Source organism: Bacillus sp. 3255, from assembly GCF_031456485.1.
Taxonomy (GTDB): domain Bacteria; phylum Bacillota; class Bacilli; order Paenibacillales; family NBRC-103111; genus Paenibacillus_E.
The window spans coordinates 242,195-255,782 of record NZ_JAVDUS010000012.1 but is presented as its reverse complement, the minus strand read 5'-3'; the positions used below and the strand labels follow the sequence as shown (position 1 = coordinate 255,782).

The 13,588-nt window shown below is 52.9% G+C and carries 15 protein-coding genes; 2 read left to right on the top strand and 13 right to left on the bottom strand.

The annotated features are described in order from the left end of the window. From J2X61_RS19525 to J2X61_RS19505, 5 genes are all read right to left on the bottom strand, one after another. On the bottom strand, positions 1-208 hold a 208-nt coding region (locus J2X61_RS19525; RefSeq protein WP_310189921.1), incomplete at its 3' end, for a hypothetical protein. A gap of 23 nt (positions 209-231) precedes the next feature. Beyond that, the gene (gene spoVAE / locus J2X61_RS19520) at positions 232-582 is read right to left on the bottom strand and encodes a stage V sporulation protein AE (protein ID WP_274469460.1); all 351 of its coding nucleotides are present in this window, start codon (positions 580-582) and stop codon (positions 232-234) included. Next, entirely contained in the window at positions 579-1,598 is a 1,020-nt protein-coding gene (gene spoVAD, locus J2X61_RS19515) for a stage V sporulation protein AD (protein WP_274469462.1), read from the bottom strand. The genes spoVAE and spoVAD overlap by 4 nt, the downstream gene beginning before the upstream one ends. A gap of 4 nt (positions 1,599-1,602) precedes the next feature. Continuing rightward, positions 1,603-2,076 (bottom strand): stage V sporulation protein AC, encoded by a 474-nt coding sequence (spoVAC, locus tag J2X61_RS19510; RefSeq protein WP_310189918.1) that lies wholly within the window; start codon positions 2,074-2,076, stop codon positions 1,603-1,605. Between the two features lie 27 nt (positions 2,077-2,103). Beyond that, positions 2,104-2,964 carry a DUF421 domain-containing protein gene (locus J2X61_RS19505; protein ID WP_274469465.1) on the bottom strand — a complete coding sequence of 287 codons (861 nt, stop codon included), beginning with the start codon at positions 2,962-2,964 and terminating at the stop codon, positions 2,104-2,106. A 197-nt stretch (positions 2,965-3,161) separates the two neighbouring features. On the opposite strand from J2X61_RS19505, the gene J2X61_RS19500 reads away from it, so the two are divergent. Further along, the gene (locus J2X61_RS19500) at positions 3,162-3,368 is read left to right on the top strand and encodes a DUF1657 domain-containing protein (protein ID WP_274469466.1); all 207 of its coding nucleotides are present in this window, start codon (positions 3,162-3,164) and stop codon (positions 3,366-3,368) included. Positions 3,369-3,552: 184 nt separating this feature from the next. Here J2X61_RS19500 and J2X61_RS19495 read toward each other — a convergent pair whose 3' ends face one another. From J2X61_RS19495 to J2X61_RS19485, 3 genes are all read right to left on the bottom strand, one after another. Further along, positions 3,553-3,693, bottom strand: coding sequence for an N-acetylmuramoyl-L-alanine amidase (locus tag J2X61_RS19495; RefSeq protein ID WP_274469467.1), 141 nt, complete (start codon positions 3,691-3,693; stop codon positions 3,553-3,555). Positions 3,694-3,727: 34 nt separating this feature from the next. Beyond that, complete coding sequence (locus tag J2X61_RS19490) at positions 3,728-4,495, bottom strand: C1 family peptidase (protein ID WP_274469468.1); 768 nt, start codon at positions 4,493-4,495, stop codon at positions 3,728-3,730. 112 nt (positions 4,496-4,607) lie between these two features. Beyond that, positions 4,608-5,576, bottom strand: coding sequence for a glycosyltransferase family 4 protein (locus J2X61_RS19485; protein WP_310189913.1), 969 nt, complete (start codon positions 5,574-5,576; stop codon positions 4,608-4,610). Positions 5,577-5,813: 237 nt separating this feature from the next. Here J2X61_RS19485 and J2X61_RS19480 point away from each other — a divergent pair, with 237 nt between their 5' ends. Further along, on the top strand, positions 5,814-8,087 hold the full coding sequence (locus tag J2X61_RS19480) for a carbohydrate-binding protein (protein WP_310189911.1): 2,274 nt from the start codon (positions 5,814-5,816) through the stop codon (positions 8,085-8,087). Positions 8,088-8,147: 60 nt separating this feature from the next. Here J2X61_RS19480 and J2X61_RS19475 read toward each other — a convergent pair whose 3' ends face one another. The 5 genes from J2X61_RS19475 to J2X61_RS19455 all read right to left on the bottom strand — a co-directional run bounded on the left by J2X61_RS19475 (position 8,148) and on the right by J2X61_RS19455 (position 13,489). Then, entirely contained in the window at positions 8,148-9,260 is a 1,113-nt protein-coding gene (locus J2X61_RS19475) for a rhamnogalacturonan acetylesterase (RefSeq protein ID WP_310189909.1), read from the bottom strand. Positions 9,261-9,273: 13 nt separating this feature from the next. Beyond that, the gene (locus J2X61_RS19470) at positions 9,274-10,299 is read right to left on the bottom strand and encodes a glycoside hydrolase family 88/105 protein (protein ID WP_310189907.1); all 1,026 of its coding nucleotides are present in this window, start codon (positions 10,297-10,299) and stop codon (positions 9,274-9,276) included. A 43-nt stretch (positions 10,300-10,342) separates the two neighbouring features. Next, on the bottom strand, positions 10,343-11,188 hold the full coding sequence (locus J2X61_RS19465) for a carbohydrate ABC transporter permease (RefSeq protein WP_274469475.1): 846 nt from the start codon (positions 11,186-11,188) through the stop codon (positions 10,343-10,345). Positions 11,189-11,200: 12 nt separating this feature from the next. Continuing rightward, a complete protein-coding gene (locus J2X61_RS19460; protein ID WP_274469476.1) occupies positions 11,201-12,088 on the bottom strand; it encodes a carbohydrate ABC transporter permease in 888 nt (295 codons plus the stop codon). Between the two features lie 78 nt (positions 12,089-12,166). Beyond that, a complete protein-coding gene (locus J2X61_RS19455; RefSeq protein WP_310189905.1) occupies positions 12,167-13,489 on the bottom strand; it encodes an ABC transporter substrate-binding protein in 1,323 nt (440 codons plus the stop codon). Positions 13,490-13,588 lie beyond the last annotated feature (99 nt).

The window sequence follows — 13,588 nt, the reverse complement described above, 5'->3', positions numbered from 1 at the left end:
CTCGAATTCGCCAAATAGCTGCGCTGGTGTCCGTTAGCTCGGCAATTCGGCCCGAAACGGCCGAATAAGCGCATCTGTGTCCGTTAGCCGGCCACGTGGTGCCGGCGCCGCCGATGCCGTTGCCGTTGCCCTTGCCGTTGCCGACCGCCGATCCTGCAACGGCGCACAAAAAAAGATGTCCCAAGCCATTTACATGACCTATGGACATCCTTTATATCCGAATACTGCCGCTCAGCCTTTCGGTTTCACGAATACGGCCGCGATAAACGAGAAAATAATCGCCGCGGATATACCCGCGCTCGTCACTTTAAATATACCGGTGATGATACCGATATAGCCTTCCTTATGCAGCTCCTCGAGTGCCCCGTGCACAAGCGCGTTGCCGAAGCTCGTAATCGGAACGGTCGCACCCGCGCCCGCGAATTCGATGAACGGATCATACAAGTTCAAACCGTCGGCGATAGCGCCCAGAACGACGAGCGTGCTCATCGTGTGCGCCGGCGTCAGCTTGCCGAGATCCATCAGCAGCTGCCCGAATACACAGATGGCACCGCCGATGACAAAAGCCCAAAAAAAGTTCATGCGTACAACCCTCCTGACTCAATAGCAACCGCATGAGCGATACACGGAATGCTTTCCCCTTGCTGGAACGAAAGCGGAGAAAGCAGAGCGCCTGTCGCAACGACCAGGATCCGCTTCAGTTCCCCCTTCTTCATACGTTTGAGCAGATGACCGTATGTAACGGTGGCCGAGCAGCCGCAGCCGCTGCCCCCCGCTTGCACATGCTGCTTGTCGCGGTGGTAGATCATCAGCCCGCAATCATCATACGTCGTCTGTTCGATCGGGACGTGATGCTTGTGAAACAGCTCGCGGGCGATCTCGGACCCTACGGCGGCGAGATCCCCGGTTACGATCAGGTCATAATACCCCGGCTCGCGTCCCGTGTCGCGGAAGTGGGCCTGAATCGTATCGACTGCGGCAGGCGCCATAGCGGCGCCCATATTGAACGGATCGGTAATCCCCATGTCCACGATCCGCCCGATGGTGGCGCCGGTTATGACGGGGCCGTCTCCGCTCTTGCCGAGCACGGCGACTCCCGCCCCGGTCACCGTATACTGCGCCGTCGGCGGCTTCTGTGAGCCGTACTCCGTCGGGTAGCGGAACTGCTTCTCGGCGGTGCAGTTATGGCTGCACGTGCCGGCCATCGCGTAGTTGGCCGCCCCGGAATCCAGCAGCTGCGCGGCGATCGCGAGCCCCTCCATCGACGTCGAGCAGGCGCCGAAGATGCCAAGATACGGCATGCCCAATGTGCGTGCGGCGAATGTGTTGGAGATAATCTGATTCATCAGATCGCCCCCGATGTAGAACTGAATTTGTCCGCCGGTGAGTCCGGCATGATCGAGCGCTTGCTGCGCGGCTTCTTCCAGCAGCGCTTTCTCCGCTTTTTCCCACGTTTTCTGGCCGATAGTCAGATCTCCGTGCACGATATCGAAATCTTCCGCGATAGGCCCCTTGCCTTCATCGGGTCCGACAACCGTGCCTGTCGAGAGAATGACCGGCCGATTCTCGAATATCCAGCTCTGATGCCCCTTCAACATATGGTCAACCCCCACCCTTGATAATAAGATGCAAAAGGCCGACAACGAAAGCAGCCACGGTGCCGTACACAATTACCGATCCCGCCAATTTGAACATGTTGCCGCCGACCCCCAGCACAAGCCCCTCCGCCCTGTGCTCGATGGCCGCGGAGCAGAGCGAGTTGGCAAAGCCCGTGACGGGTACCGAGGATCCTGCTCCCGCCCATTGGGCCATTTTGTCGTAGATGCCGAAGCTCGTCAGGATGACGGAAATGATAATCAGGCAAGCAACCGTTGGATTGCCCGCCGTTTTTTCCGTAAAGCCGAAATAGTTGATAAAAATTTGCATGAAGCATTCACCGATCAAGCAGATCATGCCTCCAACGAGAAAAGCCCGCAAGCAATTTTTCAATACCGGCCGCTTCGGCTCGATCCGTTTCGCTAGATCCTGATACTCCTGCTGCGTCATGGTCAGATTTTTCTTTTTATTGTTGGCCATACGTTCCCTCCTGGATATTCCGTACTCTTACGATCTCAACAAGACATGAAGATCTTGAATCACCTTCGTCAGCCTTTCGGAGCAATTTTCATACATCAGCTTGGCCTCGGGATGCTCCGTCGTCAAAGAAAAAAGTTCTAGATCGGCTTCGCATTTCTTCAACATGGCCAACAGCGCCGGACGCTCGGCAGGCCCAGGCACTTGCAATTTATCGTCGTACAGGTCGACGGTCAATTCACCGTGCGTATTCACTTGACCAAGAAAAACATTTTCTTTCGTTACTCCTAGCTTATCCAGTTCCGCTTGCAACCATCCGACTCCTTTGCCAGCCTCAGCCAGCGGCTCTTCCTGTATGACACCGTCCATAATGACGGTTTGGGTCGGCTTCTCCTGAACCAGCTTCATCCCCAGATGCTTTGGCGTTAACGGCTGCAGTTCACTCTTCAGCAGAACGCTTAAGTCGCCGCTGGACTCCAGCATCGCGAACTCGACATCCGCTACCCGGAATACGCTTTTGGTTCGCAGCTGCTCCAGAAGCTCGTCTCCCGTATATCTTTCTTTTTTCAAATTATCCTCAAGCACTTTGCCGTCTTTGATCAACACCGTGCCCTTGCCCTCAAACCAGTTGCGCAGCGTCTTGCTTTTGAGCGTCAACAATTCCAAAAAGAAAGGGAGCAGACACCAAACCAATATAGCGATGATGCCATGCCAAAAATTGCTTTCCACGTCCGTAGAGATGACTCCCGCCAAATCCCCTAATGTAATTCCGATGACATATTCGAAAAATGTCAGCTGCGAAATTTGCTTCTTCCCGAGAATCCGCGTCATTACAAAAAGAATGACTAGTGAGCTGAACGCTCTGATAACGATATGCAACCAATCCGCCACAATCGTTCCACGCTCCTTCCTAAAGCTCTAAACAAAAACATTATGCACAAAAGAAGAGCCTGCTATCACCTCTGTCTTGATGGATTAAATTGTCAATAATGACTACGGAAAGTCGGGGTATATTAATGAGCGCAAACAAATGAAATCATCCTAAACAATTTGCTTGCAATCCCAATCCATGACGAAGAGGTGCCGAGATGACTGTAGCTTCCCAAGTAAAAACGACGTTAGCCTCCTTGAAAAGCGCACAAGCAAGCCTTGAAACATTCGCTTTGAGCACGCAAAATCAGGAGGCCAAGCAGCTTTATGAAACGGCTGCAATGGCTGCGCAAGATATCGTCAACCAAGTCGCTTCCCGCGTACAGCAATTGGAGAATGAAGAACCGCAGTACAAAGGCTTCTAATTCACCGATTGGCGGGCAAGCCAAAAACAGCCCTTAACGACAGAAGTCGTTAAGGGCTGTTCACATTGGGATTAATATAACATCAAAAGGATGACTGCAAGCAATACGAAAAGTACCAAAACAAACAAAATCAATCGATCTTCCTGCTCCATAAGAGCCGCCCTCGTTTCGAATGAAATATCCTTTATTGCAACGGCTGGCCGGATGCTTTCCGCAGCTCGTTGGCCAAGCGGTGAAATTCTTCTCTTGCTTGCGGGTCTTCCGTAGCCATATACGCCGCAGACAAGAAGGCAATGATTTTATTCGCGTCTTCCGCACTCAACACTGCTGTGTCCCCTCCTTACATCGTTGTACCGGGTTTACTTCCCGGTCCAATAGTCAAACGTCAGCAATCTGTTCTTGAAGAAGGCGTAAGGCAAATAACAATACCCTTGGTCCCCCCAACCCCGGCCCCACGAATTCCTCGCGATGACAACGCCCTGGCCTTTCTTCTTGCCGTCTCTATAGCCTACGGCAAGCATGGCATGGCCGCCGAGCAGCATCTCCTTGCTCCGGTTAGGATACGGAATTCGCCCGGTCCGCGCCGCCGCAAGGCTCTCGAACGAGGCATAAATCCATATGCCGAATACGACCGGCTGGCCGTCGGCCAACGCCGCTTTGATTCCTGCCAAATCGTGAATGCGGTGATAGCTCTCGATGCGGTACTCACCGGCGGTCGCTTCCGCTTCGCGGTCCGGCTTCACTTTGAATTTAGCTATCTGATAAGGCCACTCGCTTTCGGGACACACACCGATCTTCTGCAGCACCTTCATGCCGTCGCGAATGGTGGCGCCGGAATCCCGATTGACCGTTCCCTCCAAATCGCGTTCGTGCCAATAGTGAAACAGCCGGGATAACCGCAGATTGGCGTCCGGGTATCCGTTCTGTCTCAGCCAATATTCGCGAAGCCCGCTGACAATCGCATTCGACGTGCAAGAACCAAGGCTCCCTTGATTCACTACAGGAGACAGTCCCTTACGCAAGTCGACGGCAGCAGGCAGTTGAGATTCCCGAACATAATTTGCGCTTCGGTAATACAAATCGCGAAAGTCGCGCGGATCCCGTCTTACCGTCAGTTTCCGTTTCATCCGTTCCCCTCCCCGATGCTTCGCGCCCGTGTAATCCAGTGTATTCACCCATGGGCTGCAGCGTGCCAAAAGCGCGCATACCAGAGGCATGCGCGCGGCCGATCCTGCGTATTTATTTTTTCATCGCTTTCCGGTAAACGGCTAAGTATCGGTTCGTCATTCGGGACGTCGAGAACCGGCGTATGACGTACCTGCGGAGCGCTGCCGGTTCGGGGAAACGCCCCTGCTTGACTTTGGCGATCATTTCGGGGACGGACCGGCAGATCAGCTCGGGGAAGCCCGCCATGACCTCAGGCACCGCACCATGGTTCAACGCAATGACCGGCGTACCGCAGGCCATCGCTTCAATCATGACTAGCCCGAAGGGCTCCTCCCAGACCGTAGGGAACAACAGGCAGGAGGCGTGCTTCAACAGCTTCTGTTTTCTTCTGCCGCCTACAGGGCCGACGAATTTAATGTTGGGATTGCTGCGAATGCGCGGCATAATTTCCTTGCGAAACAAAGCCGCGTCCTTGACGGGCCCGGCAATGATGAGCTTGCGGTTCGTTTTTTCGGCAATCTCGATGGCATACAGGACCCCTTTCTCACGCAAAATTCGTCCCATAAACACCATGACGTCGCTCTTTTTGGAACTGAATTCATATTCGTTCGGATTAATACCGTTGTAGATGAAATAGCCGCGATTGTTACCCATGACCATCTTCGCCCGTCTGGATACATAGACAGGATGCTTGACGCGCTGCCGAACGGGCAGATGCATCGTGCACACCGTAGGAATTCGGAGTTTGCGCGTACCCAAAGCCGAGGTGAACGTGTGATCGTGAATGACGTCGACGCGCGGAGGCAATTTGCGCAGCACGTACCCCCCGATCCCGGCGTCGCGAAGCCCTTTGGGGAACGGAATGAGTCTGGCACGTGTCCGACTGCCTTTAGCCGCGAACAGGATAACCTTGTGACCCTTTCGTACAAGGCTTTCGGTCAATTCATGAACAACCTTTTCCGTTCCTCCCTGATTCGTCGGCGGCAGCTTCTGGGCATCCGGATAATTGGATATCACTTGCACAATGTGAAGACGTTTCATTCACAGGTTCACTCCGTTTCCTTTATATTATCGTCATATGAATCTTGTAACATATCGAAATACGTTCGCAAGATTGCTAAGCTCTCTGTTCAAAATATGCAAGACTCCATGCATTGCCACGGACAAGTATCTTTCTCTCCAAAAATACTGGTTAAAAGAGGTCATAGGCAGCGCTTTCACTTTCGGCTATGATAGACCTGTGACGACGAATCACTTATGAAGAAAGGACCGACTGCTATGAGACAACTGACATCTTTGACTCGAACGTGCACAATGGGTCTGGCCGGTCTTGTAATGGCTGCGGCTCTGGCAGCTCCCGCAACGGCTCGTGAGAGCCAGTTTACTAGAAACGGTACGGGGCCCCTCTATTGGAGCACCTATGAATATCAATATACACATAATGCCCCTATGGACGAGGCGGAATGGAAAAAAAACATCGACTGGATTGCGAACGATTACAAACAGGCCGGGTACGACATGATTGCCTCTGACGGCTGGATCGAGGGCGCTCAGCGCACAAATGAAAACGGATACATTTTATCCCATAACGATGGCTGGCAGCACGATTGGGCGTATTGGTCTTCTTATATTCAGAAGAAGGGCATGAAGCTTGGCGTCTATTACAATCCGCTCTGGGTAACCCGAAGCGCTGCAGCCGATCCGACCAAGAAGGTCATCGGAACGAACTACAAAATTAGCGATATTGCCTCTTCCGCCGATAAGTTCAACGACGATCTGTACTGGGTCGATGTCAGCAAGCCAGGAGCCAAGGAATATATTCAGGGTTATATCCAATATTTCAAAAATCTCGGGGTTCCTTATTTGAGAATCGACTTCCTCTCCTGGTACGAGACCGGCACGGATAAAGGCAGAACGATCGGTGTGAATCACGGATCGGCAAACTATCAAACCGCGCTGCGCTGGATGAAAGAAGCGGCCGGCGACGAGATGGAGCTGAGCCTTGTGATGCCGCATCTGAACAACCATGCTGCAGGCGAGCTGCCTTATGGCGACATGGTGCGGATTAACGAAGATCTGGCTCACGGCGGCTGGGAAAACCTGAGCGGACAACGGCAAAATTGGATGAACGGCTGGTCGCAGTGGGCGAACCCGTTCCAAGGCTTCACGGGCTTCTCCGACATTGCCGGACGCGGCTCCAACATGATTCTGGATGGCGATTTCATCCGGATGAATACGTTCCGAACCGATGAAGAACGCAAAAGCATCATCAATTTGTTCACAATGGCCGGCTCGCCGATCGCCATCACGGACCAATACGCCACCATCGGCAGCACCGGCGCCTTCTATAAGAACAAAAATATGCTGGAGCTGCATAATCAAGGCTTCGTAGGGAAGCCTTACTACAACAATGGGAATTCGTTCAGCAGCGATCCGCAGGCCAGAAATTCCGAGAAATGGCTCGGCCAATTGCCGGACGGCAGCTGGGTTGTCGGATTGTTCAACCGCTCCGATCAAGCCGCCGTGCGCTCTATCGATTATGCCAAAGACTTGGGACTGAAGATGCCTGCGGCAACAACGGAGCTATGGACCGGGGCATCGCTTGGCAAGCTTGCGGCCTACTCCCCTTCGCTGCCCAAGCACGGCTCCCGCGTGGTGAAAATTGAGCCGGAAGGCTCGACTGTGAATTATGCGGCAGAAGTTGCGACATGGGTTGGCGGCACGCATTTTAACAATAACTATGCGGGTTATGAAGGCTTCGGATTCGTCGACGGCTTGAACGCCGCTGGCGCGAAAATCGTGTACGCGGTGGAGGCACCGGAAGACGGCGACTATGCGCTGTCCTACCGCTATGCTACAGGTGACAAGGGTTCAAGTGCAAAGAGTACGCTGCATGTAAGCGTTACCGATGAGCAAGGTGCTGCCGTTCAGCCTACGCGGGCAGTCGCCTTTGCTTCTACCGCCGGATGGAGCCATTGGTCCAATACGACCGGCCGCGTCCATCTGAAGAAAGGCGTGAATCTGATTACGCTGGAGCGGCAGAACTCCGATCAGGGCGAAATTCATTTGGACGGCATTACGCTGGATACGAACCCTCTGGCAAACGCGAATGCACTGCGGGTGATGAACGGCGATTGGGAAAGCGGTGACATTCACGGTTGGCGCGAGTGGCACCCGGCCGGCCAAGCCCCCGCGTACGGCGTAGATTCGTTTGACGCCTACCAGGGCAGCTATAAGCTATACTTCTGGAATACCCAAGCTTACAAACAGAGCGTCCATCAGATGCTCACCGGGCTGCCGAACGGCACTTATACCGTAAGCGCCCGGGTGAAAGAGACGGTCTACGGGAACAAGCCGAACACGGTCCGAATGGAGCTTAGCGAATACGGCGGATCACCGGTGTATAAGAACATCGTCCCTACAGCAGGCTATGTACGCATTCAAGCTAGCGCCAAAGTTTCGAACGGAAGGCTGGATATCGGATTTTACGTGGATTCGCCGGGCCTGACTTCCTTGCAAATCGATCAGGTGACGGTGGAGAAAACGAAGTAAGAAGCCGCCGCAAAAAGCCCGCAACGATGTTAACCATCGTTGCGGGCTTTCACTTGCAGTTTATCTCAAATAGCGTTGAAGCGGCAGTATTCCCTGCTTGCGAATACAGGCAGCAACCAGCTCTGCGACGGCAATGCCGCCTTGTTGCTGGAAATGCGTGTTGTCCTCGGCCCCTTGGGGGAAGTTCGGGAACTCTCCCGGCCAGGCCCATAAGAATAGCGACTTCGTCTCTTCCGGGCCGAGCGCTTCAAACAATCGCTTGCTCTCTGCGGCCAAATCGATCAGAATGACCTCTTCCGCTTCGGCCAGCTCCTTCATTGCCGTAATATAATCGCCATGCGTATCTATGAGCTTACCTTCGTTATCGAAAAATCTGCGCTGCACCGGCGTTACCAGAATCGGAGTCGCTCCCCGCTTCCGGGCTTCGCCGATATAGATCGACAAGTGCTCTTTGTACGTTGTATAAGGAGAAGTCGCCCGCTCCTCATCCAGCTTCTGGTCATTATGTCCGAATTGTATGAACAAATAATCGTTCGCATTGAGCTTCTCGAGGATCGGTTCGAACCGCCCTTCATTCAGAAAGCTTTTGGAACTGCGGCCGGAGACCGCATAGTTCGCAACCGCGGCGTCCGCTTTGAAGAACATCGGGAACATCTGCCCCCATCCCGCGTACGGATAACCTTCCAGCGGCTGATCGGTCACTGTGGAGTCTCCCACCAGGTAGAGGGTAGCCGCTTGCGGCGCGGACACGATTTCCAAGGCGTTGATCCTCGGGGCAATCCCTGAGAAGGCGAGCCGTAGCTGCCCGTCTGTGACGTGCACGCTAAAGCTGTTCGCGGCAAATTCGCCTTCGGCTGTCCGGCACTCCGCCAGCAGCAGCCTTCCTTCACCGACCTTCAAGCCCGTACAAGTGGCGGATTTTGCATCGCCCATCAATGCATGAATCGTGTAGTTCCCGTCCGGCACATCCGCGATAAAGACGGCGCCGAGCGGAATACAGAAGTCCTGCCGCAGCGTACCCGGCTTCCCGCGATCACGCTCATAGATTGCCGCGCCTTCCATGAAGCCGTATCCGCTCTTCGCATTATACGTCGTACTGCCGCTAATCTTCGTGAATCCGGCTTTCGCGCTGCTTGTTTCCGGACCGAAGTCGAACTTCAAATGTATGCTCATCAGCTGTACCTTCCTACCATTCTCTGCGGTTCAGCAGGGAGGATAAGAACGTCAAGCCCAGCCCTTGACCCCAGCCTTGAATCCGCTTATACGGCACCCCTTTGTACCCGGCGAGATCCCTCATGACCGCGGTGCCCGCCGACACGCCCGTCACCGTACCGTCTTCGCTGATCCGGGAGAGGATGCCTTGAATCGACTTGTTCGTATATTTGTTATATAGCGGTCCGGCGCCGACAAGCGCTGCGGCGATACCGGCCGAGCCAGAGGTCTCCAAATAGGAATCCTTGTCCGTTAGCACCGTATGCCAGAGGCCGCTCTCATCCTGCAAACGAACCAGAGCGCTTAATTGATCGCGCAGAGAGCCTTCGATCATCATGAACGAAGGGTGCGTCACATGCACCAATTGCAAGGCGCGAGCCATCGTAATGGCAGCCCAAGAATTGCCGCGCGCCCAATAAATGCCTGACATATGATTCTGCGCCAGATTGTCCCAGCCGTGATAGTACAGGTTCGTCGTCCCGTCCTGCAAACAATTCTCATGACCGTGGTACTGCTTCAGCCCGTCTTCGAGATAATCGTCCCGCTTGAGCATGGAACCGATACGCACAAGGAAGTATCCCGCCATGAACATCGTATCCACCCAGGCCTGTTCAGGGAAATTGTACGTCTCCGAGTTTACGGTATGCTGGAAAATGCCGTCTCCGAAGCGCTCCGCTTCGTGGGCCAGGAAATCCGCCATCTGCGTCGCAATTTCGATATAGCGCTCTTCCCCTGTTTCCTTGTACAGCGTCAACAGGGAATGTCCGATCGAGATGCCGTTGACGGACAGCTTCGGCAACCCGTCCTCCAGCTTCTCGTCAACCCAATCTTTCAACAGCTGCAAATACTCGGCTTTGCCGGTTGCTTCATAAGCTTCCGTAACCCCATAGAAAGCCACGCCCCCCGGCCAATCCCAATTAAAGTCCATGCGAAACGTTCGATGAACGACACGGTCTATCACGTTGCGAATTTCATCTTGATCGAATTGTAAAGCCGGCATCTCTTCAGTTCCTCCTTGTTGGTCGTATGTCATACGCTTCCTGCTATCCTTTCAAACCGCTCGTTGAGATCCCGTCAACAATATACTTCTGGAAGATGATAAATACGATAAAGATCGGAAGAAGCGATACGGTTGACATCGCGAACATACCGCCCCAGTTGTTCAAGGATTCGCTATCCAGGAACAGCTTCAGTGCAAGTGAAACCGGATACATCTCCGCGTTGTTCAAGTAAAGCAGCGGGGTATAGAAATCGTCCCATCTCCAGTAGAAGGAGAAGATCGCCGCCGTAACAAGGGCCGGAACAATGAGCGGTACGATAATTTTGAAGAAAATGCTGTATTTGCTGCAGCCGTCCATTTTGGCCGCCTCGTCAAGCTCGCCCGGAATCGTGCGAATGAATTGCATAATGAGAAAGATAAAGAACGGAATGCCGAAAAATTGCGGTACGATAATCGGTTTGAAGCTGGATAACCAGCCGATCTTGGCGAACAATACATACTGCGAGATGATTGTAACATCATGCGGCAGCAGCAGTGTCAGCATGACCATGGAAAACCAGAATTGGCTTCCTGCGAACTTGATGCGTGCGAAACCGTAACCCACCAGGGCTGAGGAAGCGACTGCACCAATGGTCGACAAGATGACGATGATGAAGCTGTTTTTCATAAAGGTTGCGAAGGTAATGCCCGCAAAGCCTTTCCATCCGGACAAATAATTGCTCCACTCCAAGCGGCTTGGAATCAGGCTGGTGGCGGTCGTATAGATTTCTTCATTAGGCTTCAGAGAACTGGCGACCAGCCACAGTATCGGATAAATCGCTGTTATCGCAATCAGACAAACGATGAGATGGTACAGCACGGTTTTGATATTTTTAGCGCGTAGAGCCATGTCAGACCCCTCCTAGTTCTCGTAGTGAACCCAATATTTCGACGTTTTGAAAATGATCAGCGTGATAACACCGATCAAGATCAGCATAAACCAAGCCATGGCGGAAGCATAACCCATCTCGAAGAAGGTGAACGCCCGGTGGAATAAGTACAACGAATATAGCAGTGTATTGTTAAGCGGTCCGCCTTCACCATTGGAGATAATGTACGCCGGTGTGAACGTCAGGAAGCCCGAAATCGTTTGCAAAATCAAGTTGAACAGAATGATTGGACTTAGCAGCGGCAGCGTGATATTGAAAAATTGGCGAACCTTGCTGGCGCCGTCAACGCTTGCAGCCTCGTAATACGAACCGGGAATGTTCTTCAGACCGGCCAGGAAAATGAGCATCGACGATCCGAACTGCCATACGGACAGGAGCACGAGCGTGCCGAGCGCCGTTGCCGGATACCCGATCCAGGAGGTTGTCGTGTGAATGCCGATATTGTCCAGGAACGCGTTAATCAAACCTTTGTCACCGAAAATTTGGCGCCACATAATCGATACCGCAACGCTTCCGCCAATCAAAGACGGCAAGTAGTACGTTGCGCGGTAGAACCCAATCCCTCTTACTGCGCGGTTTAGCAGCATGGCAACCAACAAAGCGATAATCAGCCGCATCGGGACTGACGTAAGGACATAAATGAGTGTTACACGAATTGAGTCTATGATTTTGTCGTCATTGGTGAACATTTTCTCGTAATTCGCCAGCCCTACCCATCTCGGAGGCGACAGCAAATCATATTCGGTGAATGAGAAATACAGCGATGAAAACATCGGAAACAGCGTGAAGATAAGAAATCCGAGAATGAAAGGCGAGACAAACACATAGCCGACTATGTGATCATTTTCACGTAGTTTCATAGTTCCACTTCCTTTTGCTCTATTTATAGGGGGGCGGCCCCCATTTTCAAATTGAGCCGCCCTGCGTTACAGCTTGCGTTAGTGCTTCTTATTTTTGGCTAAAATGGCATTCGCTTCACTCATAAATTTGATGGCGGCTTCTTCGACCGAAATTTTGCGGAACAAGATTTGTTCCTGCATATCCCGCAGCAGCTTGCTCACTTCCGCCGATCCGATCGGATCGGGCGGGTCCATCGGGCTGCTGTTCTGCTCCGCCCAGGCGATATAATCGTAGACCTTCCGGTCTTCGACGGACAGCGAAGGCTTCAGAGCTTCCTTCACTTTGCTCGAAATCGGAATCCCCCGGTCGCCATTGATCAGCTTGTTGGCTTCCACATCGTTCAGAAACCAGGAGATGAATTTCGCAGCTTCCGTCTTCTGCTTGGAGCTCTTGGCAATGGAGAACAGCATCGTGGGCTTCAAGTATAAGCCCAGCTTCCCATTCGGCCCAGGCAGCCCGATTAAGTTCAGAGGCTTCTTGGCCGCCTCCTGCAGCGTCGCGAATTGATTGGACCAAGCCATCGTCATGAACCCGTCCCCCAGCGCAATGGGGTTTTCCTCCGGCGTCAGCTTGGACAGAGACTCTTTATCCCAGCTTCGCATGTAGCCGGCTTCGTACCATTTGAGATACATCGTGAAGTAATCTATGAAATATCGGGGGTCGCTAAACCCAAGACTTGTGCCATCCGGGTTGAAATAATGCTGATTCTGCGTGCGCAAATAATACGGAAAAAACTGATCGAACCGCATATGATCCAGCACTTTGCCTTGCTGCTTCATTCGCTTGGCGATTTGCTCCAAATCGTTCCACGTCCAGTTCGCAGGTATCGAGGAGATCCCCGCTTCCTGCAGCATCGTGGCATCGAAAGTTGTGCCCATCGCATTAAATCCGAGCGGAATGCCGTACAGTTTGCCTTCGACCCGGCCGGCATCGACCGACTTCGGCACTGCCGAGCTCACATCGATCGTTCCGCTGCGCGCAAGCTCCGACAAATCTTCCAATTGTTCTTTCGTCCCGTATTGGGTCAAGTACGAGATGTCCATCTGAATAATATCCGGCAGTTGATTGGCCGCCGCTTGCGGTGCAAGCTTCTTCCAGTAGTCGTCGAAGCCGGCATACTCGGTATCGATCTGCACGTTCGGATTCTGCTTCCGGTACATTTCGATCAGCTTCAACGTATAGTCGTGTCTGGCTTGGCCGCCCCACCAGGCTATCCTCAGCTTGACCTCTTGCTTGCGATCGTTATTTCCGCTCTCAACGGTCTTAGGCGTTCCGCTTGCTGGCGGTTGATTCGCGCTGCATCCGATCATAGCCATCATCAGTGGAATCAGGAGCAGGGACGGTAATCTTCTGCGTTTCATCGTTCGCTTCCCCCTAAATACCTTGCGCTCCACATTTCTTATTATGGGCTTACAGGAGCCAAAGTTGAATCAAAATTACCGCGATAAATGTTTAAAAAA